This window comes from Bradyrhizobium sp. CIR18, assembly GCF_014198295.1.
Classification (GTDB): Bacteria; Pseudomonadota; Alphaproteobacteria; order Rhizobiales; family Xanthobacteraceae; genus Bradyrhizobium.
The window spans coordinates 77,493-99,070 of sequence record NZ_JACIHF010000009.1; the positions used below are offsets into that span (position 1 = coordinate 77,493).

20 protein-coding genes and 7 pseudogenes are annotated in these 21,578 nt (G+C 57.9%); 10 read left to right on the forward strand and 17 right to left on the reverse strand.

The features are described 5' to 3' along the window. Nucleotides 1-287: 287 nt before the first annotated feature. The gene (locus GGD65_RS40295) at nt 288-1,097 is read left to right on the forward strand and encodes an effector protein NopP (RefSeq protein WP_283813702.1); all 810 of its coding nucleotides are present in this window, start codon (nt 288-290) and stop codon (nt 1,095-1,097) included. 506 nt (nt 1,098-1,603) lie between these two features. Here GGD65_RS40295 and GGD65_RS40300 read toward each other — a convergent pair. Continuing rightward, nucleotides 1,604-1,836, reverse strand: a pseudogene (locus GGD65_RS40300) (IS630 family transposase); the annotation flags it as partial. Between GGD65_RS40300 and GGD65_RS40305 the strand changes: the two are divergent. The 5 genes from GGD65_RS40305 to GGD65_RS25655 all read left to right on the forward strand — a co-directional run bounded on the left by GGD65_RS40305 (nt 1,789) and on the right by GGD65_RS25655 (nt 4,848). After that, entirely contained in the window at nt 1,789-2,256 is a 468-nt protein-coding gene (locus tag GGD65_RS40305) for a hypothetical protein (RefSeq protein ID WP_312017730.1), read from the forward strand. The pseudogene GGD65_RS40300 and the gene GGD65_RS40305 overlap by 48 nt on opposite strands. Nucleotides 2,257-2,666: 410 nt before the next feature. Further along, on the forward strand, nt 2,667-2,885 hold the full coding sequence (locus tag GGD65_RS25640; protein ID WP_179739362.1) for a DUF6894 family protein: 219 nt from the start codon (nt 2,667-2,669) through the stop codon (nt 2,883-2,885). Nucleotides 2,886-3,186: 301 nt separating this feature from the next. Continuing rightward, nucleotides 3,187-4,284: a hypothetical protein gene (locus GGD65_RS25645; RefSeq protein ID WP_183236986.1), complete on the forward strand. Its 1,098-nt coding sequence runs from the start codon at nt 3,187-3,189 to the stop codon at nt 4,282-4,284. 39 nt (nt 4,285-4,323) lie between these two features. Further along, the gene (locus GGD65_RS25650; RefSeq protein ID WP_183236987.1) at nt 4,324-4,656 is read left to right on the forward strand and encodes a hypothetical protein; all 333 of its coding nucleotides are present in this window, start codon (nt 4,324-4,326) and stop codon (nt 4,654-4,656) included. An 18-nt stretch (nt 4,657-4,674) separates the two neighbouring features. Next, the gene (locus tag GGD65_RS25655) at nt 4,675-4,848 is read left to right on the forward strand and encodes a hypothetical protein (protein WP_183236988.1); all 174 of its coding nucleotides are present in this window, start codon (nt 4,675-4,677) and stop codon (nt 4,846-4,848) included. 813 nt (nt 4,849-5,661) lie between these two features. On the opposite strand, the gene GGD65_RS25660 is transcribed toward GGD65_RS25655, so the two are convergent. From GGD65_RS25660 to GGD65_RS25670, 3 genes are all read right to left on the reverse strand, one after another. Next, a complete protein-coding gene (locus GGD65_RS25660; protein WP_183236989.1) occupies nt 5,662-5,919 on the reverse strand; it encodes a hypothetical protein in 258 nt (85 codons plus the stop codon). A gap of 14 nt (nt 5,920-5,933) precedes the next feature. After that, nucleotides 5,934-6,407 carry a hypothetical protein gene (locus GGD65_RS25665; RefSeq protein WP_183236990.1) on the reverse strand — a complete coding sequence of 158 codons (474 nt, stop codon included), beginning with the start codon at nt 6,405-6,407 and terminating at the stop codon, nt 5,934-5,936. Nucleotides 6,408-6,755: 348 nt separating this feature from the next. Then, nucleotides 6,756-7,931: a hypothetical protein gene (locus tag GGD65_RS25670; RefSeq protein ID WP_183236991.1), complete on the reverse strand. Its 1,176-nt coding sequence runs from the start codon at nt 7,929-7,931 to the stop codon at nt 6,756-6,758. Between the two features lie 254 nt (nt 7,932-8,185). Between GGD65_RS25670 and GGD65_RS25675 the strand changes: the two genes are divergently transcribed. Then, a complete protein-coding gene (locus GGD65_RS25675; protein WP_183236992.1) occupies nt 8,186-8,368 on the forward strand; it encodes a hypothetical protein in 183 nt (60 codons plus the stop codon). A gap of 237 nt (nt 8,369-8,605) precedes the next feature. Further along, nucleotides 8,606-8,968, forward strand: a complete 363-nt coding sequence (locus GGD65_RS25680; RefSeq protein WP_183236993.1) for a hypothetical protein — start codon at nt 8,606-8,608, stop codon at nt 8,966-8,968. A 16-nt stretch (nt 8,969-8,984) separates the two neighbouring features. On the opposite strand, the gene GGD65_RS25685 is transcribed toward GGD65_RS25680, so the two are convergent. The 7 genes and pseudogenes from GGD65_RS25685 to GGD65_RS25710 form a co-directional block, all read right to left on the reverse strand. Then, nucleotides 8,985-9,188, reverse strand: a complete 204-nt coding sequence (locus GGD65_RS25685; protein ID WP_028182460.1) for a cold-shock protein — start codon at nt 9,186-9,188, stop codon at nt 8,985-8,987. Between the two features lie 176 nt (nt 9,189-9,364). After that, nucleotides 9,365-9,673, reverse strand: a complete 309-nt coding sequence (locus tag GGD65_RS25690) for a hypothetical protein (RefSeq protein ID WP_183236994.1) — start codon at nt 9,671-9,673, stop codon at nt 9,365-9,367. A gap of 309 nt (nt 9,674-9,982) precedes the next feature. After that, nucleotides 9,983-10,111 (reverse strand): hypothetical protein, encoded by a 129-nt coding sequence (locus GGD65_RS40795; RefSeq protein WP_283813703.1) that lies wholly within the window; start codon nt 10,109-10,111, stop codon nt 9,983-9,985. Between the two features lie 55 nt (nt 10,112-10,166). Continuing rightward, nucleotides 10,167-10,822: pseudogene (locus tag GGD65_RS41160) on the reverse strand (HK97 family phage prohead protease). A gap of 134 nt (nt 10,823-10,956) precedes the next feature. Continuing rightward, nucleotides 10,957-11,544 (reverse strand): hypothetical protein, encoded by a 588-nt coding sequence (locus GGD65_RS25700; RefSeq protein WP_183236996.1) that lies wholly within the window; start codon nt 11,542-11,544, stop codon nt 10,957-10,959. Then, nucleotides 11,544-12,062: a hypothetical protein gene (locus GGD65_RS25705; protein WP_183236997.1), complete on the reverse strand. Its 519-nt coding sequence runs from the start codon at nt 12,060-12,062 to the stop codon at nt 11,544-11,546. The genes GGD65_RS25700 and GGD65_RS25705 overlap by 1 nt, the downstream gene beginning before the upstream one ends. Before the next feature lie 1,649 nt (nt 12,063-13,711). After that, nucleotides 13,712-14,101, reverse strand: coding sequence for a hypothetical protein (locus GGD65_RS25710; RefSeq protein ID WP_183236998.1), 390 nt, complete (start codon nt 14,099-14,101; stop codon nt 13,712-13,714). Nucleotides 14,102-15,380: 1,279 nt separating this feature from the next. Between GGD65_RS25710 and GGD65_RS25715 the strand changes: the two genes are divergently transcribed. Beyond that, entirely contained in the window at nt 15,381-15,788 is a 408-nt protein-coding gene (locus GGD65_RS25715) for a hypothetical protein (protein ID WP_210317286.1), read from the forward strand. A gap of 360 nt (nt 15,789-16,148) precedes the next feature. On the opposite strand, the gene GGD65_RS39970 is transcribed toward GGD65_RS25715, so the two are convergent. From GGD65_RS39970 to GGD65_RS25735, 5 genes and pseudogenes are all read right to left on the reverse strand, one after another. Further along, the gene (locus GGD65_RS39970; RefSeq protein WP_210317252.1) at nt 16,149-16,355 is read right to left on the reverse strand and encodes a hypothetical protein; all 207 of its coding nucleotides are present in this window, start codon (nt 16,353-16,355) and stop codon (nt 16,149-16,151) included. 208 nt (nt 16,356-16,563) lie between these two features. Next, entirely contained in the window at nt 16,564-17,160 is a 597-nt protein-coding gene (locus GGD65_RS25720) for a hypothetical protein (protein WP_183236999.1), read from the reverse strand. A gap of 684 nt (nt 17,161-17,844) precedes the next feature. Continuing rightward, nucleotides 17,845-18,115: pseudogene (locus tag GGD65_RS25725) on the reverse strand (IS3 family transposase); the annotation flags it as partial. A gap of 40 nt (nt 18,116-18,155) precedes the next feature. Then, nucleotides 18,156-18,923 (reverse strand): annotated as a pseudogene (locus GGD65_RS25730) (IS30 family transposase); the annotation flags it as partial. Nucleotides 18,924-18,937: 14 nt separating this feature from the next. Beyond that, nucleotides 18,938-19,072 (reverse strand): annotated as a pseudogene (locus tag GGD65_RS25735) (DDE-type integrase/transposase/recombinase); the annotation flags it as partial. A gap of 164 nt (nt 19,073-19,236) precedes the next feature. On the opposite strand from GGD65_RS25735, the pseudogene GGD65_RS25740 reads away from it, so the two are divergent. Then, a pseudogene (locus GGD65_RS25740) lies at nt 19,237-19,796 on the forward strand (transposase); the annotation flags it as partial. On the opposite strand, the pseudogene GGD65_RS40310 reads toward GGD65_RS25740, so the two are convergent. Further along, nucleotides 19,793-20,090: pseudogene (locus tag GGD65_RS40310) on the reverse strand (IS3 family transposase); the annotation flags it as partial. The pseudogenes GGD65_RS25740 and GGD65_RS40310 sit on opposite strands and share 4 nt — an antisense overlap. Nucleotides 20,091-21,578 lie beyond the last annotated feature (1,488 nt).

A 21,578-nucleotide genomic window follows, 5' to 3' on the forward strand; every position in this document is an offset into this window, starting at 1 on the left:
GCGACACAGCTCGCGAATAAAGGTTTGCTGACGCGGGCTATTCCTGATGGAGCGTCCATCGTGGGAACGGAGCTTCGCTCACGCTGATCTCAAGTTCGGCCGAGTTATGAAGACGCTCCGGAGAGCGCGGCGCCGAACTGCGCTCTCGCCGGCTCGCCCTATCGTTTTAGCGAATTTAGTATTCCGTTTATTTGTCGCCGTCAGCTTACGGACAGCCAAGCTACTTATCTGCGGAGTCAGGTCTAATGACCTGAACACAATGCAACAGCCATAGGAGTGTGGTCGTCATGGACGGTCGAATTAACAATTGGTCGGATGTTCCATCCGATGATGAGTATCATTACGCAAGCTCCTCGGAGCACAGGAATTCCGACGATTTCGCGGACGCGCTCGGTAGAATGGGATTGCAGGATTCGGGTGCCGGCTCATCCTCGCAGCCGAGTTATTACCTCACTTCCAGACCTCCCGTTATTGAGATCGACCAAGCCGAATTCCGGGAACGGGTGAGGAGCTTTCATGGTGAAGAAATCAATCATATCGCCAACAATCCGCAGGAATACTCAGAATTTGTGTCCGAAAGAGCTAGGCGCACCGCGGATGTCGCTAGCAGTTTCGGGATCCGAAGGGATTCTGATGCCGCCCGATATTACAGCTACCAACTAGGAAATAGGAGCGTCGGCCTCCAAAGAACGGAAGCCGGATTTCCTATGGCGACTGAGTTCACCAGCCAAGGGTGGCGAGAACAGTTCCCCGGACGAACTAACGTCACATCAATCGTGGATTTTCAGGTTGCTCATCCGCTCGTCGGCAACGCTGGCGATATTCTGCTCGAGCACCAACTACGGCAAGACGGCGAACGGCCGCTGGTGAACTGGCGTCCTGCTAATGACGAAGCGAGAGCCCGTGCAGAACAAATGGGCTTCGTTGATGTAGATCACAATGATATGGTACTTGATCCCACCCAGTCCAGACAGTGGAGATATAGGGATGGTGAATGGCAGCGCGCAACCAATTCTTCGGCGTATCTCTCCAAAGTCAAAATGCCGAGCGATGATGAACCTTCAACAGAGTCCGACTCGGATGGAGACTTTATGTGACGTGAGATCTCCACCAATCCGTTGAGGTGGAGCAGGAGCGCAGACCAAGCGACACCTGCGGCTTACGATCGAGCCTTGACGGAACGAAGCCGAAGCCAATTCGGCTCAATCGGTGAGGTGCACTGTACTGATCGCACCGCGGCGGTTTACGAGAGTTGGTGCCTATAATAGCACAAAAGAAAACCCCAGGCTCCAGCCGGGGGTTTCGACTGCCGCCCGGGCGGGAGGAGCGGATTGCCTATGGCAGGCGCGAGCGTCATTGTGTCCTCGCCATCAGAATGGCTCGGGATCTTTCCGGTTCGCTGGGTGAGGAGGGCTTCGTTGGCCGTTTTCTTCGTAGGCGGTAATCTCAAGAAGTGTCGGGCCAACTCATCGAGCAACGAGACCATCCACCCGGGCTCGCCGGCAGCGGACGCATGGCAAAGATCAACAAAGGAGGAGATGCCAGCACACCCACCTCATTCTGCTTTAGTGTCCTGAACCAGAAATTCGCGACATTGCGATGCCTAGGCTTGAGTATTGTATCGGCAGAAGCGTTCGATGGAAGCGCGGATGTCGTCGGGGGACTTGGTCCATTTGAATGGCTTGGGATGGGCATTGTGATGACTGATGAAGTCCATAATGTCTGCGCGCAGGGCTGGACGCTGCGATAGATGCCGCGCCGGATCTTCTTATCGAGGAGCGCGAAGAAGTGCTCGACCTGATTGAGCCAGGACGAACTGGTGGGCGTGAGATGGACACCCGCGAGGTGAACCGGCTGCGCATTGAGCGCAGCGCTGACATCGTCAGTCAACGCAAAGAGTTGGAGCGCGTCCAGCGGGACTTGGATCGAGCGATCCAAGCCATCCTAGACGGCGTGCCCGGCGCTCAGCTCAAGGACAAGATTGGTGGCCTTGAAGCCCGCAAGGCAGAGCTCACTGAGCTGCTGGTAAACGCTGAGGTGTTGTCCCGACACGAATCGGGCTTGACGCTCGGGGACGCGGCAGAAGCACCCCAGAGCGAGCAAATGGCCAAACGGCACACGAAGAGCAGCCCGCCATGGAAAGACGGTGACCCAATCACCGTCGCCACGCTGGAATGGTGCCTCGACCGGTTGGCCCATGAAATGCACCGCGCCACACGGTGGCGAGGTCTATCTTCCGATCTTCGAGCGGCTTGAGGCAGAGCTTGCTGCCCTAAAAGCGAAGGAAGCAATGCTAGAGCGCGCGCGTGTTCGGGCTGCACCGTTTATGCGGGCAAATTCTATTGGAAAATGAGCAGGACCGAGCCCCTACCCGCTCGCAGGCCAGTAGAGCGCTGGTGCCAAAAGGTTCGGGCAAGGCACGCCATTTGCAGGGCCAAGCCGTGGCGGATCGGACCGGCCCGGCGACTCTTCGAGAAAAAGAGTGCCGGGCCCTTTATTTGCGCGGCTTGCACAATATTTCGGCGAGCCAACGAAGCCGGTTGCTTGTTTCAGTGATGCGGATCCTTGGGGCGACACCTCACACGCGAGCCTCGCGCCATCCATCCGCGAGCCCCTGCTGTTAATCCAGCAGGGGCTTTGCTTTCGCATTTGCTCAGGCAAGCCCGATGCCTCTTTTTACCTACAAGCTCATTGATACGCATTTTGTTTCGGACTTCGGAGCGTATGATTTGCCTGGCGAAACGGAAGCCCAAATAGAGGCCATCAAACTCGCTCGCTCGATTCGCGAGACCCGACCAGAACTAATAGGCAAGGGGTACTCGATCTTTGTAATCGATGATGACGACGCCGCCATTTGTGCCATCCCGATCGACATCATTCTATGACGGTCATCCCCTGTAGCGTTGCGCAGCAATAGCCCTCGCCTTTTGGGCATTTATGCGCCCACCTCAGGACGGACGCACCTGTCAAAAGCGACAGGGTAGCCTGGCGCTCGTCATCTCACCCTCGGCTAAGCGCAGAATCGCGCTGCGGAAGCGCCGCTCCTGGAGACGGGGCTGTAAAGAGATCGTCGTGTGGTATCCACAACTAAAGATTCGGACGCCCGGTGCACTACGGCTTGTGCTCTCGCGTCGGTTGCGGTCTCATCATCCCTTTCGAGATAACGATTTTACCAGGCAAAACGTGATGCACGAGTCTCTTCTCACGGATATCAACGAATGGGCAGTAAGCGTAGAAATTCGAACGGAAGAATTGCGCGAAACTCATCGGGTCTTCGCTGCTGAAAATGGCGTGTTTCCAGTCGACGCCATTTTGCCCGCCGCTGATTTTGATCTTGCAACATTCTTGGGCGCTGCCTCTGCCTTAGCCGCCATGACGACCAAATTGCCCGTCAAGAACGGCGGGGCCTTCATTCCAAAGGCATACCTGGAGCCGCTGAGGGATCGCCTTAAAGAATTCGACTCCAGCCTTGAAGGGGCGAACTCGCAATTCCGCGCGGTCGCAGACCAAGGTGGTTTTGCATCGTTTGACGAACAAAACTTTGTCGTGACTACAAAGGCTGGCAACGGCATCACTCTTGCGAAGTCCATCCGAAATGCTTTCTCCCGAATGGATGCGGCCTACACTGCCTGGTATCAATTGCGGCTCGTTGTGCGAACGCCAAAGCTAAACGAATTGTCGGACATTCTGCGTTTGGGTGAAGCGCAGACAGGCAAGATCTCTGATCTCGCAGCAACAGCAGCCAAATACACTGATGGAATCAAATCTATTGGCGAGGAAATAAACAAATGGCACGAGAGTGCTGACGAAACTTTGTTGGAGATAAGCCGCATACTCAAGGCGGTACAGAGTGAGCGGAAGTCAATCGATGAGAACGCTGCAACTGCCGCAGCGAAACTAGCTGAGCTTACCACGATTGAAGCCAGTGCAGCTGAATTGTCGGCGTCAATCAGGGCACACAAATCGTCCTTCGATCAGTTCGACGAGGAAGCGAAGCTGCGAACCGCCGTTTTTGAGACCCAAAAGAGCCAATACGAGGAGTTAAAGAGCGATCTAACTGAAGCGCAACAAAGAGCAAACGGGTTAATTGACGACTCTGAGAACTTGCTGCGCGGCGCGACCAACGCGGGGCTCGCGGCCAGTTTCTCAAAATTGCAGAAAACAATTGGTTGGGAACTATTCTTCGCTCGCTGGTCGTTCTATCTAAGTATCACCCTTCTCATCATTCTAACACTCCCTATTGCCATCTACGTCTTCCCGGGGTTGCAGATCCTTTTGAAGTAGATCACCGGACTCTCGTTCGACCCCCTTCTGCCGAAGAGCATGGCCGACCATTCTTCCTTCGAGACCATCGCGCAAATCGCGGCACGAGCACTGCTGCTAGTTCCCGGAATATGGCTAGTACGCTTCACCGCGGCGCGCCATGAACGGCTCTTCCGCTTACGGGAGCACTACGCATTCAAGTATTCCGTTGCATCATCGGTTGAAGGGTTCAAGCAGCAAGCCCCCGAGATGAAGGACGCAATCGCCGCAGCGGCCTTCTTTGAGCTAACGTTCAACCCGGCTACCCGAATGGATGCTGGCTCTACCGAGGCTCGTTACCCCAATCCGATCATGGAGTGGGTGATGCAGAAGGTCCAGAAGAAGGCTGAATAAGTAGTCAGGAGACATTGGGTGAGCGAACGCAACGCAAACGACCGGCCGTCAATCTTCGACGCAGTCAAGCACCGTAGGGAGATTGGACAGATCGAGTTCAGCTATTTCCGCAGGCAAGCTATCGCTCGAATTCCAACCATTTGTAAATCAATCAAGCGCTTCGACAACCTGAAGTCCGGATTTTCGTTTTGAATTGATAAGGATGGTGGGGACGATCACCTGCAGATCAATTTTGGTAAGCGAAAAATGTGGGCGGCAGGATTGGACGGAGGCGTCGCGATCGAGAAAGGACCAAGTTTGGTCTATTCGATGAGCGGCATTGATGGGTCGGTCGCAACCGTTCTCTATCCTGCAACTTCGTCGCTTGGCCAGGTGAATGAAGACCATATCTTCCTTTGCGTGGGCCGGTACGGCGGCATCGATCTGCTCAATAGGCTTCGATCCGATCTGGAGGATCTAGTCGCCTATGCATTTGTTTCTAGTTTGGAGTTAGAACCCTCACTCCGTGACAAATTGAGGTTCTGGTGGCTTCGGAAGACTCGCCCGTAGTCGCTAGACAAGAAGTTCTTCCGTCCCCTGGCTCCAAATGCGATGATGGCATCGGCATCGAGATTCACGGTAACTTCGCTAATCATCGCGCTCTTGCGCCCGATAGGTCTACTGCTGGCCTATCTGCTCCTAGTGTACTTTGGATTCGCAAACCTTACGGACCATCTGCATTAGTCGGCCGCTAAACAAGCCCTTGGGCTAGGTTTCTTCGCTGACGTCGCCTTCGTCATCGGAATCGAAACGAAATGCGCCTTGCCGAGGGCCTGGAATGAACTCCAAGACCTCGGCTATTTTATACTCATTTTTGTAGTTTCCGGCCGAGGTCCGTTTTTCCGTGACGAGCATTCTCACGCGCCAGGTGTCTGCGAGTCCCAAGATGCCTCTCGACCGCACCTGATCAGCAATATCAGTATCGGAAATATCTACCGAGATAGTCTTATCACCGTACCGAAATCTTCAAACATGAGCCTTCGGCTCAAAGTCCGGGCGACTTACCTGAAGGTGGGCCACAATAGGCTGTGGATCAAAGGTTTCCTCCTCCGCTTCCTTCAATTGTGCTCGGCCGGAAATGATGGCGTCGGCATCCGGCTTAGTTATCAAAACCCCTCTTTCTGAGGACTGCGGATTGAACTGCAGAGTATCAATGCCCTGACGCTTCAGAGGCGAGACAACCTTTGCTGCGTATTCTCGAACTACCGGGTCTTCGCCAAGCAAAAACACGTTCTGGTTTACGATGACGCTGTTGCCGTCACCATCGCCCTTAAACCTGACCGCAACGGTCCCGTGGGAATCCGTGGTCGAGATGTGGTCCCATCGGTGGGCACAGGAGTGACACTCTCAACCTCCTTTCCCTTTCGCCGAGTAAGATACGCGAACAGGCCAACGGCAGTCGTTGGCACCCCTATCAAGCCGAGCCAGCCAGCGATGGTTTGAGCGTTCTTAAGGGCGTGCTCATCCGTCAAGAATGAGCCGATGGTGCTTAAAATGGATTGCACCAATTCCAGATTAACCTGGAAACACTTGTGCTCGAAATCCGATTGAACAATCAGGTTTACTTTTGAGGCATCACCATTGACTGCAAAATTTGCTCGTTTAATTAGCTCGCCAAGCGCCAAAAGAGCTGGCGCCAAGTCCGCGACATCCATCCCATGCTCGGAAAGCGCGGGTCCGTCGTATCGTAACTGAAATGCGACTTTCGACATGCATCAGCCCCCACTCAATCTTTCGCGGGCCGACCTTCTTTTTCATGCCAGCCAGCCAGCACAACGCAAGATGCCGCGTCTCCATCGCGATACTCGCGTGCGTAACGTTGGAAGTGATGGGTGATCTGTAGTTCCGCGGTTTCGATCAAGTTATCAAATGATTTGTAGGCGAGACGACCCCATAGCCATTCGCCGAACTGCGCCGGTCCAGTCGCAGCACCACGGCATTCAACCGACACAGGCGATGAGCCTTATTGAGATTCACATCGTCTGGAACCCCTTCGAAGTATGAAAGGCCGTCCGTCAGTAGGAATGCTGCGTCACCTCGAACGAAACCGTTTATTGCGCTCATGGCCGAACCTCCAGGCCGGCACGCAACTCGGCTTGAGCCGCTGCACCTTTACCTACCGCCATAGTGTCCGCAATCGCCCTAGCCGTATGCTTTATGATGGATTCGGTCGCGCGATCATAAGCGTCTGCGGCGCCATCTTTGCCCCGCTGCGGAAGTTTCGCTGCGTTGGGATCCGCGTCGTTGGCGGACGATAGGCGCGAGGCCGGCAGTGGAACGCTGCCAGGAAATTCGACCTTGGACTGCTGCTCAGCGGCAGCCTGCGGCATGTCGCGAGCGAGCTGTGCCTTGGCGCGAATTAGTTCCAGGCCGGCGACAATCTGAAGGTTCTCTGGCTTGCCCGAGTCGTTCAGATGCTCAATCGCGCGGGTAATCTGGTCAACGTCTTGCGGCAAGCTGCGCAAGTTCTTCTGTAGGATGTCGGCGGCGTCTGCCCACCTGTTGAACGTTTCCTGACCGCTACCAGGCTTGATGTTCTGGGATTCAACCGCCGTTTTTACAAGATCGTTGGCTTTCTCAATCAAATCATCCAACCACCCCCCAATATCAGCGGCAGTCGACTTGAACTGGGCAGCTAGTTGCGCGGAAGACTGTTTCCACGCTCGGTCGAATGCAGCAGCCTTGGCGACTGTGGCGCCATCAATAATGAGGCCGGCGGCATCAGCGCTCTGCGCGATAGCCTCAAATGATTTGCTTCCATTGCGGATGGCTTCAACCCAGCTTTCAGATAGGCCGAGCATCTGTGCTGCTTTTGTTTTCTCCGGAATGGATCCGAACTTGTTGATCAGATCTATGCCAATGGGCAAAAGCTGGTTTAGGGTGATAACCTGACCGTTGCGATCCTTGTACTTGATATTGTTCGCATCAAGCAGCTTCGTCAGGGAGTTTTCGTTCTCCTTGGCGTCCGCCAGAAGTGATGCGACCTTGCGCAGATCGTCAACGGAATCCTTGGAGGAGACGCCGCCCTGCCCGGCCGCAAACTGAATTTGTTGAAACCGCTCGGCCGTCAGGCCGGTAAATTCAGCGTTCTTCTGTAGATCGGCAAGCTCGCTGTTGACCTTGGTGAGCGCAGCAAGAAGCCGGCCGATCAGGCCCGTCACACGGCCGCGGCAACACCGAGCGAAGCGATTCGGCGTGCGTTGTGCGCTGCGTGCCCGGCGAACATCGGCGCGCATCGATCAGGCTCCAGCCGCCCGCCGTTGGGTTGAGACTCGCGAATGATTGTTCAATCCGCGATACAGCGCTATCCGCCATGTCGCCAGTTTGATTCAGATCGCTTTGGAATTGGTCCAGCTTCGCGCCGAGTTGAACTACTAAGTCGTTGGCCATTGTTATCCTATAGGTGAATGCGCGCTACGTAACGTCGTGCGGGTTTTCGTATCGCGCCTGGTGTGTTAGACCGCCCTCCTCACCATTGAAGGAGCGCGTTTTGGCTAAGAAGACCAAGAAGACTGTTCGCCGTGAGTGGACCAAGGAAGACATCAGAGAATTGAAGGCACACTCGAAGGCGCGGACGCCTGTTGTAAAAATTGCTAAGATGACTAAGCGAACTGAAGGCGCATTACGTCAGAAGGCGATTGTCCTGGGGATCGGGCTCGGGCATCAGCGGTGATATGAGGGAGCTAATAAGCTCCACTTCTTAGGAAGGTCGCGCCTCGCGCGTTCTACCGCATACGTCGACCGCAAATGCACCTCTGCGGCGTTTTCAAAGGAACACTTGGCCGGCCTTAGGCTTGAATCGGCGCCGGCTCGTCCCCGGAGTTGGCGGAGCGGCCCCGGCCCAAAACCCCTAGCCCCCTGCCAGCCGGGGCCGTCTCTCCGCACCGAGTAGTAGTATCGGAGTATGCGTATGCGTCAGTCGCCTTCGATTATCCCGCTGGATCGCCTCGACCGCGACATCTATTTGGTGCTGGAAGATTTCGGCGCGCGTGCAGGCTGTGCTTGGCGCGAGACAGACGAGCAGGACACCGACCGGGAAACGGTGCTGCGCGATTTGCTCTCCGGCCAATACGCCTATCCCGTCCGAATTGTCGCGTTCAACGCCATCGAGGGCTGGTCCCGCGATGCCACTGAGGACATTGCAGATGCGTTGGCCGAACGTGCTGCTCGGGAACGGTTGGACCTGACGTCAGCGCTCGAAGCCTTCGTCCAGGCTAACGCGAGCCGTCCTGTTGCATTGCAGCTCGCCTTGCCGCTGCGCGGCGCCGCTTGAGCACCGCGTGGTCGTCTCAGCCGATTCTTAGATTTTCCGCTGAGTCCTTGCCGCGATTGTTCACGACGTCAAAGCTGACTTTGGCGCCCTCTGCGAGGGAGGTGAAGCCGGCTTTCTCAACTGCCGAGATGTGAACGAAGACGTCCTTGCCACCAGAATCCGGCTGAATGAATCCATAACCCTTCGTCGGGTTGAACCACTTAACTGTCCCCATAGCCACTTTGAATTCTCCATTTTCTAAAAAACAAAACTAGTGCCTGAATTTCGACGAAAGAAAGGCTGTTGCCGCGCCATCGATCTTGCGCCACGCTTTGCCCGTGGATGGTTGCCAAGCTAGCCAGCCGCGCGCGTCAGGCGGCGGCTCAGTGAGGTCGGGCGGAAGATTGTGAAGTTGGGTCATCTAATCTCGTCCGCCCACCGCTTCAGCACCTTGATCCGGATACCCTCCGCATCGACCCGCGTTTCTTGCGCGAAGGCGCCCACAAGTGCACCAACCGTTACACTACCGAACGTTCCTGCATCCGGTCGGCTAAGCTTTGCGGAGTACTGCTCTTCCAACAGACGCAGTCCGTCCTCAGGAAAGCGCATCTCCGCTGAGCCGTCCACGCGCGGCTGGATGTACTGTTTGACCGCCCTTCCGTTAAAGAGGTCGTGGTCGAGGTGACATTCGGTGACGTGAATTAACGGGCCAGCTTCGGCCGACAAGCCCGCTAGCACGACGTCGCATCGGCCAGACAGAATATGGCCTACTGCCCTACCTCGGTCGACGCATGTCCTAGCGAGATTCGGCATTGCGTCGGAGAGCGAACGAAGGTCGACAAATGGAGTTTCAATCAACAACGCCGATAACAGCGTCGGCATGATTGAAATGCCCGTGATCCTAAGCACCGCGTTGTACTCAGGCAGAATCGTAACCTTCGTGCCGATGCCGGCAAGTTTGCCGGTCGCCGGATCGTGCCATGCGCCATTGCTAAAAACGGCATGCGTCCGCAGATTTGAAAGCGTTGATCGCAGTCATTCGTCGTCTCCCTCGTCGTCCTCGGCATGTTCGTCGATTTCTACGATTTCCGCTTCGCCGCAGTAGCTAGAAGTGATTCCGGCGACCGCTAACGCAGTCGTCGCGATGGCTGTGAAAATTGGCATCGATATCTCCGTTTAAGGCAGGGACGCACGGATGCATTTGCTCGAAATGCAACCTCTAACGCCCCATAATTTGAATTGCAGATGCGCGTGAAATGGGGGGCCGCCAGTATTTGAGCCGCGAAGCCAGAGAGATCCGACCCAGCCCTCCCCATGGGGCCAGCCGCACCATCATTTTAAGATCCCACGCTTCCGCTGCGCTGCTTCGATGCGGCGTCGGGCTGCGTCGTGGTTCGCGGTCGCGCAATGAGGCGGTTGTGGTTGGATAGGCTGGAAATGCGGTCAATGTCAGCTCGAACAGATCAACATCTGTAATGGTTCTGAGCGGCAGTCGGTCGCCACCATCGTCCCATTTCTCTGCACGCACTCGAAATCCGAAGCTGCAGCCGCGGCAATCTTGCCGGCCAACCGTCCGAGCGCCGTTTGGCCTTCAGGAGTCGTCGGATCGATCGTCAGCGAAAAGTACAAGCCAGCACTGTTCTCTTGCAGCCAAAGCGTCTTCGCAGCCGTCCTTCCCAATACGCGACCGCTGTCATGGTCGAGCAGCATGACTACGTCAGGCCGCTCCTTCAGGGTTCTAGTGAAGGCTCCCCTAGCAATGCGCTCCCGGAATTCGCCGCCGATCAACGTTTCGTCGCCGAATACCACAGCGAATCCCGTGATCACGTTATCAGCCACGCGCTTTTGCCTCCGCAGCGGCGAGCCTCGCCTCACGCTTGCCCAGCTTTGAATTCGCCCGTAGTTCGCGTGCGATCTCGATTGGATCCGTGTTGGCGTAAGCCTCGGCCTTGCCTGGCAGTTTGATGCGCCGCCGCTCCCTCGAACGCGACCGCTTCTCGGTGGCTCGTTCAAACATTGTGACCGGCCTCCCTCACTTCCTTCAGAAAGTGGAAAACCTGGCCCTGCCCACGGTCGCCGAGAAAGAACGGACGGACTGGTCCCAAGTAACCGACGCGCACGTCCTCGCGTTCCAGATCGTCCAGCAGCGCGTCATGCTCCTCGCGAGCGGCCTCCAAGGCCCGCGCGGCCTCGCACACTGCAGTCAGGCGTCGTTGGTATTCCTGGCGTACGGTAACGCATACCGTTTTACTGGCTACGTCTCGTGCCTCAGCAGTACGTCGGAACAATACCTCCCGGGCGTCCTCGATGTGTGCCATTTCGGTCGCGACTTCGCGCAGCTGGCGCGACAGCTCGGCGACGCTGGTGCCTTCCTTCGGACCACCAAGCAATTCTGCGACTGCAGGCGCAATGTATTTGCCACCAGCCGCTTTAGCCGCTGCAATTTCACCGAGTAGCTTCGACCGCTGGGTGTTGAGTTCGGAATATCTCTGCTCCAACCCCATCCGTTTTGCGATCAAGTCAGCGTATGCGCTGTCCGCCTCCGCAAGGCTGGGAACGCGGTATTCGTCATTGGTTTTCTTTTTCAACGGAGCCATCAGGCTGCGACCTTTCCAAAAATGTCATCAAGAATATCGGCCACAGCAGCAACCGGGATCGTAGTCGCTGTTCTGTGCCCATCGTTTGCGCCCGATTGGCGGAAGCGCACCACGTTGCCGCCTTGCCGCTCGATCACGATTTCCGGCCACGACCGCACGAAGGTGAGGAATGAACGCCGCGCTTCGGTATCGCCGCCCCGGGCCTTCTCGACCTCGACCGCAATCGCAGTCGCCTCATCGCGCGTGATAGAGTCGGGCGTATCGTCAGCGATACGAACGCCAGCCGGCGTCAATGCTCCGTAGATCTCGACGGACTGTTCTGCCTGGCGAAGCTTTGGCGAGGTTGCGACGGCCATAATCAAGCGGAGGACGTCGTCCTCGCTCAATTCAGGAGACCGTGCGGGGCCGCCAGACGAGATCTTCCCGGCCTCACTAAGGCGCCGGGCAATATGTTTGACTCGCGCTGGGTCGAATCCGAGGGAGTCGACTGCGGCGAGCACGTCGGCGAGTTTCGCCACGTTTTCTTCTCCTCAGTGGAAAGTGTCGATTATGGTGGGGTGAAAAAGCCGCATGGCGGCTTCGCGGCTCAAGGCCGAAAAAAGTAGGCGACGCCGGTTGTGGGGCCGGCGCGCCAAAGTCTGCACGTCAGGTCGGGATCAACATCCCTACATGTCAATATGGTCCCACTTGAAGGCAGGGACGCGCGTCTACGAAAAAGCAGGCTGCTAGTTCAGAAACTTCACAGCGATATGGCGCGCATCACGCCATACAACCGAGCAATCAATATCCAGGCCAGTACTTGGAACGCGCAGGCCGAAAGCCGCGGGCACGAAAGGCGCGTTATCGATCTGGACTATGGCAGAGCAATTCGTGAGGTGGCGGACCTTGCACCGCCGAGGACTGCCGTCGACCAAGATCTGCGCAGCATAGACATTGCGTCGCCGCTCGTTTGCCACGTCTCGCCGTCCCCCCGCTTATAAACGCGGGGGATGTTGATCGGCGATTCCAGTCTCAAATGAGGCTGGACCATGGTTTCATTGTTAGGCTGCCAGCTTTTTCTCCATCGAAGCCAACGCAGCCAAAGCATTGTCTTGAGCGCGCACAGCCCTCCTCTCTCCTGCCTTGCCATCGCCCCAGCCGTTCGCGGCACCAATCTCGCGCGCGGTCAGACCGTCTAAGCTGGCTTCCAATACCGCGAGATGATCGCCGAGCGCAGCGGCAACGTGTGGCGCGTCTAGCGTGGAAATAAGGGCGTCCTCCGGGCCACACGCCGGTCCATCGAAGCTGCCCTTGGTCGCGCGGTATTGTTGCGGTGCTGCCGATATCCCAGAAACTCTGCGCCGCGAGCAATACCCGTCTGACAGCGTTCAGCGGGCGCAAGGCCAGCGTTGTTTCGAGCCGCGGTGAACGGGGCGCGAGAGCCCAGACCAGCACGGTCTATCTCAACTCTGCGATTATCATTACACGCACACAGGGCCTGCGCCCAATGGGCCGCCCGAAACCGGCTGTAATCCTCGCCTTCGGAGCCGCGCTCCACATAACTTGACCGCTCCGGAATCCGCCACTGCCGCGGATACTAAGGTGCCGCTCATTGTCGGCCTGCCGCTCCTCATCGGTCTTGCGCGGCGGCCTCCTTTGGATTGCCTGAATAGCTCCGTCATTGGTCGCCACTTGCCATCGCTGCCAAGCCACTCGCGCGCCTCCCAGCGGATGTTGCGCCGGGCCGCCGCGTCCAACTCTGCGGGCGTGATTGGGCCGTAATCGCCACGCGTCTTGATTGCATCCTTCACAGCAATCCGTATCTGCTCGCGGGGGCTCGGCCGGATCTCCACGACCCGGTCAACCTGGGCGCTGCCGACCTCGTTGTCATTAGCGGCGAACCATGCCGTAGGTGCGTGCGGAGCGGCGTAGTCTTGCAAGCGGCGCAAATCGGAGCGCCGGTCCGCGCGGGCAAGGCGGGCTTCGAGCGGGGTGTGCTTCATAGGAATCTCTTCTTGACGTGCTGATCTGGTCATTTGCTGGCTCGTGGGGTGGCCGCTAGCTCGGCTGCACCCTGGAAAATAATTTGAAAACCTGCGGGATGACGCGTGCGAGGGGGCGGCCGGTAGTTGGCGGCCCCGGTCGGAAGGATTGCGGTGGCCCCCCTGCCCCGATAGCCGCGCGATGCTCACGCCTCTTCGTCGTATTCGTACTCAACGTCCATCCAGGCCGGCCAGTCGTCCGGCTGCGTTACCGATGGTGGGACCGGCTCTGGTGGCGTCGCTGGCTCGGGCTCATCTGGTGGCGGATTTTCGTCGGGCAAATACCAAAACACCAACTCGCCCTTCTCCTCAGTGACGCCGATTATACGGCCGACCCAATCCTTGATCGGGTTGCCTTTGCCGAAGGCTGCTCGCGCAATTTCCTGTTTCAGGTAATAGTCCGGCGCATCATCTGCGGATTGCGTGTTGGCTTTCAAAACATGAAGACGCCGCGTGAATTCATGCCTGTCCTCGGATCGGAAAGTGAACGTCTCGAACCAATCTGCAAACGGGCTGCCCTCATCGGCATAGTCCACGATCGTATATCGCTTGATTTTGCTGCCGATGCTGGTGCTGGCCGGTTTGTTGGCTTTCAGTTTGCTGCGCTCAACCTTGATGAAGCCCTTCGGCGCGTCCTCATCGTAGCGTTCATCGTTCAGCCATCGCGCCAGGGTGAAGCGCGGCGCGTCGGGCTTGCCTTATGCAGCCCACGACGCCTGCCATGCCTTGGCAGCGTCTATGACGGCAGCCCGGTCTACCTGGGCCGGGAGAGTGCATCCCATATCTTACGCGCCTCCTTCTTGCCCTTGGCATGGGCGTAGGCCCGCCATAGGGCTTCAAAGGTTGGCTCTGCTTGGGAGGCCGGCAACTCTTCCACCGCCGACCCGCGCGCTGGGGTGGCCGCCAGGCCATCCCCGAGCAGCGGCGCCGTAGGCGGGCGGGTGTCATTCATCCTATCATGTAAGTCGGCCTGTAGGCCGTCCACATGTAGGACGGATTCGGTTACGCCAGCATGACCACTAAGGCCCCTAGCGGTCACGTCAGCATGACCACTAGAGGTCCTGTGCGCAGGACCGCTAGGGAAATCGCCGGCAGTGGTAACGCCAGCATGACCACTAGCGCTCTCGGCTACTTGGTCGAAGTGTAGATTGTATTCGGTGGGCCTGACACCGGAGCCTTTGCGCGCAACGCTAAAAGGACCGTTTTCGCAAAGCCGGCGCAATGACACGATGACATTTTGGCGGGCAGCCCCGGTCGCCTTCTCCAGATAACGAAGGCTAGTTCGGCTGTTGCCGAACTTTGAATAATAGTTGTCAATGACCTCGTATGCGACCGACTTGTCTAGGCCGGTTGCCCAATCGGAACGCTGTACAAGGCCTAGCAACTTCCACTGATACTTCAGGGAATCCGGTGTGTGTTTTTTTATCGCTTGTCACTGGCGACACGGCCCCCATTCTCCCAAGCGGCATCGGCTAGAAGGCGAGCATAGTCGCCCTTGAACGTACAGAACCGCTCACCTCGCGGCCAGGCGAGAACACAAAGCGCTTGCCGTCCGGCGCTAGCGCCAGCTTCAGGCCATTATCCGAAGTCCGTCTACGACCTCAGCGTCAAATATCGCGACGTCACGAAACCGCCCGCCGCCACGGTTGGCGACAGGCCGCAGGTTTATAATGTTCATGTTTGCTCTCAGGTAAGGCTAGCCGCGTATTGCGGTTTGGGTTGGAAGAAAAAATCGTCGCCCATCCGACATAGCGAAAAGCCACGTCTGTCCATGTCTGCGATCGTCATCGCTAGCCTTTTGTCCAGATCCGTTAGGTGAGCATCCGACTGAACGCGAGATGCCCAAGCACGACGAGCGGCGCGATTGCCCATGAAGGTCTCCCCAGGTTGGTGGTTGAACCGGTGATGACTAGTGGGCTTCCGCGGACCCGTTTGCTAAACGGGCACCCCAAAATCTGCTGGAGCCAGGAAGCCAAGCCTGGCCCGGTAAAGGACGGCGCGCTGGAACGTTTGTTGCCGCGGCGCGTCCTTGAGATATCGATCCAGTTGCTTGTGGGTCGACCGATGGACACAGTAGCTGCCTATGCGATCTCGGCCTTTATCGTCGGCTTTGGCATCGGGATCTTCATTGCCGGCCTAAACTCTGGCGCGCCGGCTTTGTGGGCCTGCGTCGCCCTGATACCCGTCGCGATCGGGCTCCTCAGCCTTTTCGGTCCCAAATAACAAATCCATCTCGAAAAAAACGGCCCCAGCCGTCTTGGCAGCGACTGGGACCGTTGGGACTACTCCGGGCCACGGGGGGCATGGAGCCGGAGCACAGCACCAATCCAGTCGCTTGCCGGTCGTTCCTGGGCTGTCCGCGGGATTGAGGCCGCCCAACTCAGGCGGCCTTACTTCTACGTGTTCCGCTTATAAATACACGCTTGGGGAACAAATGCTGACCTATTTAATTTCCACGGGTGTTCTTATCCGGAGAACTACGGGGATACACAACTTAAAGGCGATTTATTTGGTTGTGCGATTGTGTCTTGGACCCGAGGGACCGCCCCAGCCGCGCCCAGCCCGGTTAGGCAATCACCGAATTTACCTATGGGAAACAAAGGCTGGAAAACTGCCTAACCTTGGCATCAAGCTGTTGAATTGCTTGATTTCTATCAGTCCTGCTGGGATCGCCAGCAATTTCAACAGCATCACGGTTTCTCGCTGCTGAAATGCATGTTGCGCCTGATGCTGACGAAAACCCTTGAATTCCAGGCTGTCCCGCTCTGTCCCGTCTAGTTGACGCAACACGGACGCTCACGGCGCTTCTTGATCTGTCGCGTGAGCGCTCTCCCGCCGCCCCTCACCGGCGGGCGATTGGCGCTTTAGCTAAACCGACTGTTGGGAGTTCGTCCGAACGCAATCTTGGGCGCTGACGAGCAAGTTCATCAGGTCGTCCCTATCAAAAGCATTGTCGGCCGGCCGCTTCCGAGTGTTTTCCGGTAGAGACCTCTTCGACTTATGTGAGGACAGCGAGCAGCCCGGCCAACGTCGTCGGCACGCTTGTGGCGAGTTCGTGCCTGACTTCGGCTTCTCGATCGCTGAACGTTTCTTCCTTCTCCGGATCGGGATCGAGTGTCCCCGGCACCAGGTCGCGAATTGCTGCCGAGTAGTCTGCACTCGCTTTCTTTATGAGCCTCGATAGCGTCGATGATCGGGTCTGCCGCCGCTTTCGACGAATAGGATGTTCCGCCGGGCAACATGACGCCGCGAGCCCACAGATCAAAAAACTTGGGTCGCCGAACAGGACCCAATAGATCGACTGGCCATGGGCATGTAAGAATTTCGCAGCGTGGTGAAATTCTTCCGTGTCCTCATCTTCGTCTCTAAAACTAGGCCCCCGGACATGCCGACGAAAGTAGGCCGCAGCGCGATCTGCACTCAAGGTCCAGCCCGGCCGGATATGGCGTGTTCGGAGCACGTCGACAACTTGCTCCATACGTTCCAAGACCGCCTTGTGATCGGTCGCAATCTCCGACGTCCTCGGCGCCGACTCCTGCGGTGCGGCAACGGCTGGCGCTGCGGCGATGGCTGCTGACGAGACGAGCATATTCATGAAGAGCCTCTTGCTCAGAGTTGGTGATCCAGTCCCGTTCAACGAGTCTCCGAACATGCTTCCGAGTTCGGTGCACTCCCCGATGGGCTGGGATGCGCCGCGCTGGCTGGTTAGAATCACGATCTGACCGCACGATTGATCGGCGCCTCTGGCGCCTCCCTTGCGCCTCTGAGCGGCCTTAGGATTCTGCACAATAAGCGCCTGCGCTTTCTGTCCCCACTCGGGGAATTCACGACAACAAACGATCCCTCTCCGTCCCAAGGCCGCGACGCCTCTTCCCGTCTGGAGTGTTCCTGCCGTTGATGGTCGCCGCCAGGGAGAAGCCAGCTTCGAGGCGGGCCATAAACCCGTCTGGATTCTTCAAACCCATTGCACCCTCTCCTAAGCGCAGAATTGCGCTGCAGAAGTGCGCGCCTGAGTCGGGGCGACAGAGTGACCGGGTTGCTTTCGCGGCTCTGGTCGGCTTGAATGCAAAGACTATAAAGGCTCAGCCGGGTGGCGGAAAAACCGACAGACAAGGCAGTTCAGGTATTATACGAAGTCGTACTTGAAATGCTTCAAGAGACGGGCGCTGTTATTCGCGCCAATTCTTTGGCGAAAGACTCCGCGCTGTCGATCGACACTCGCAAAGAAATATTGTCCCAAATTGAAAAGTATGATCTTCCCCCGAAAACGTAGACGGGTTTAGGCGGCTTTTAGCTCCATCTCGATCGGGGCGATATACCCGAGGGCGGAATAGAGCCTGGTTCGGTTGTAGAAGCCCTCGATGAAGGCGAAGATATCGCGCTGGGCCTCGGCGCGGGTCTTGTAATCGCGATGATGGACGAGCTCGGTCTTCAAGGTATGGAAGAAGCTTTCCATCGGGGCGTTGTCGTTAGCAATCGGCCTTGCGGCTCATCGATGGGGTGATGCCGGCGCCCGTGAGAGCATTGCGATAGGCGTGTAAGGCATATTGGGCGGATTCAAACGGTCGTCGCAACACCAATTGTTTTCACTCATGACAGTAATTCGTCAAGCGCTTCTGCCGGCGTTTTCCAGCCCAGTGTCTTTCTAGGTCGGGCGTTGAGGGCCGCCGCTACAGCGGATATCTCGTCGGCGCTGTGGATGCTCAGGTCTGTGCCTTTCGGAAAGTACTGCCGCAGCAACCCGTTGGTGTTCTCGTTAGTGCCGCGCTGCCAATGGCTTTGCGGGTCGAAGAAGTAGACTTGGATGCCCGCATCGATCTTGAGGCGGTCTGCTGAGCCATTTCGGCTCCTTGATCCCAAGTCAGCGTGCGACATAGTTCTTCGGGCAAAGTGATGATGGTGCGCGAGATCGCGTCACGCACGGCTTCCGCCCCGTGTCCCGTAAGCGCAAGTCCGTTCTTCTTGCGTGGAGCTTCCGCCATGCCCCGCTAATCGGCGAAGGTGCAATAGCATTGTGAAGCGCGTCGTGCGTTCGACCAACGTGCCGATCGCCGAGCTGCCAAGACCGAGAATGAGGTCTTCCTCCCAATGTCCCGGCGCTGCTCGATCGGCCGCTTCAGCGGGGCGGTCACTGATCATGATCGCCGGCGAGACGAAGTTCTTGCCTCGCCTGCGTACGCGCGCCCTGGGCACGCGCAACACGCGCCCGGTTCGCAAGCAGGCCGTCAGCTCGCTGCGTAGTACACCGCGGCCCTGTACGAAGAGAGCCTGATAGATGGCTTCGTGGCTGATGCGCATCGTCTTGTCGTCCGGGAAGTCGATCGGCAAGCGTCGGGCAATCTGCTCAGGGCTCCATGCTATGCCGCGGATGCGAGTTCGACCTGCATATGATCGCGCATGGCCGAGCCGACGATCTTCCGGCTGAAGAGATCCATGACGGCCGCCAGATACAACGAACCCTCAGCGGTCGGGATGTAGGTGATATCGGCGAGCCAGACCCGGTTCGGGCACTGGCGATGGCCATCCAGCAGCAACGGCCGCAGGCCGGATTGATCCACCACTCCGATCGCGGTGTGCAAGGCGGATTTAAACGGTCGTCGCAACACCGCGAAGTTGGAGGTTGCGATGAAAGTTGTAATTCGACGTTCGGCGCGGTCAGGCGCGAGCGCCATTGCCAGGCCGGCCGTCTGTGGCCGGACGCGATGAACAGAATAGATTTTGGAAGGCGATTGCCACGGGGCAGAGCAGCGAAGATGCTGCACTTGAGGCCGGCTTATCGCAACCTGTCGGAAGCAGATTGTTCCGAAAGGCAGGCGGCATGCCACCAGCGATGTTCAGATCTTCGGCCAAACCTCTCTCCGGGCGCTACCTTTCATTGGCTGAACGCGAGGAAATCGCCCTTCTAAAGGTGCAGGGCCGTTCCATACGGGAGATTAGGCGCCGCTTGGGACGGGCTGCTTCGACGGTCTCCCGGTGAATTGCGGCGGAACGCGGCCACCCGCGGCGGCGGGTTGGATTATCGGGCCACAACTGCCCAATGGCATGCAGACCGATCTGCCCGCCGGCCCAAGTCGACCAAGCTTGCGCTCAACGCAACCTTGCGCGCTTATGTGGCGGAGAGACTTGCCGGCGGCGTTGTAGCCCCGAGCGGAGCTTATATTCCGGGCCCCGCCGTTCGGTGGAACGGCCGCCGGCATGTGCCGGCGAAAGGATCGACGATGGGCCAAGGCTGCGGCGGTGAAGTCGCGTGCGATCAGGTTCGGCGCGATCGGCAGATTCTGACGACACTGTGGTGCGGACCCGACGTGGCGGCGCCATGATCGCCCGAATGCCATGCCGCCGCATCAACCTTTCGATCCGGCCGCGGCTGGCACCACGTCCCTGCGTCCGCAGGAGAGCATGGACCCGGGGACTGCCGTAGCGCTCGCCGCTCTCGCGATGGACCTGCTGGATCTCGGCCAGCAGCGCAGAATTGGAGGTTGCGCGGGTGCTCTCCGGGCGTTCGCGCCAAGCGTAATAGCCGGCCGTCCGCGTGATGATCCCAGTCTCACACCGGGAGCAGTGCGGGCGCGGCGCGCTAGCGAAAGTCTCACAGGCATCCCACCCGAACCGGTTGCACTCACGCGGCGCCCCTAAAAGAGCGCGTATGCGTGCAGCGATTTTCCGGGCCTCCTTCGGCCCGAGATTGGGTTTCACGCAACGAGTATGTCCACCATTGCCTGAGCCTCGGCGACATTAGATGTGGCGGCTTCGCGGTCTAATGGGCTCAGAGACTGATCGGCCGCGCGGGCCTGATTGGCTGCAAGCACCGCAAGCGCTTGCGACCGCAGGGACGTGATGTGCCGCTCGAATATGTGCATCCGTTGGCCCGTACTGCTCTATGGGTTTGCGCCACAAACTTCGGTGGCCAGCCCGTCCTCGAAGACTGAGGCTGGCCACCTTTGCTCCCGAGAGGCTCAAATTCTCAAGGGGTGCGATCAAGGAGTATCGTGAGACCTACCGGAAAGCACCTACCAGCACCGGTGGGTTGCCGCATCCCCGCGTGCCTCTCATAGTAAAACCCTCGACCTGCGACTGTTCGAGCTGGCTCTTCATACCAGTAACCGCCGTGCCTAGGACCGAAGTGGTAGCGGCAATCCAAGCATTCACGGACTACGTCCCGTGGGCCAAGCCATACACCGGAAGACACGTACGGGCCACAGCGAACTGAAGAACAGCTGGCCGATTGGCGATCCCAGGTTGAAGTTATCGGCTCAAAAATGGACGCGGTGGCGGATTGCTCTCTCTCGACCTTATCCGAGTTCGAGGCGCTCAGGCGCTCAGGCGCTCAGGCGCGAGATGGGGACAGATTTTCCCGCAACGCCACCCGCTTTACTTAACCGTGTAGCGGACGCATTTGGGAACGTTAGCGGCCACGTGACTCGGCGCTTTGAAGTGGACCGATAAAGCGCTGTCCCTGCCACGTGCCGCTAACTTATCAGCTTCAAGCGGGGGCAAGAAGCTGACAGGGGTGTATTCTCAGGACGAATGCCCTAGAGCAACTACCAAAACAAGGCGGTGACTTGGCGATCAGTCTCAGGTGGCAGGCCTTGCGGGCGAGACTCGGCGCTGTTCGGTTGCGTTGGATCAGACGCTGTCCCTGCCCCGCCCGCACTACCATTTGAAGTTAGCGGGAACATGACTCGGCGCTGACCGTTCTGGTGCATTGCGCTGTCCCTGCCACTCGCCACTAACTTCAAAGGCGTTTTACGCGGACTACCTTTCCGAAAGCTGACAAGACGGGCGGCTATAGATGGCCGTCACGCTGCGGGCCTGCTCAGAATCTCACGTAATATGTTTTGTGAACAAACCATGGATTTGTCAAAACACTGTTGCTAACCGCTGGTATTGAGCCGATGACCGGATCGGGCTGGAGGTAACGCCCCAAGGGATGGCATCGGCAGCTGGCTGATCTGCCGGTTGGAGTCGTTGTTGGGCATTGGTCTTCCCGCGCGGCCCCTACCCAACCGTTGC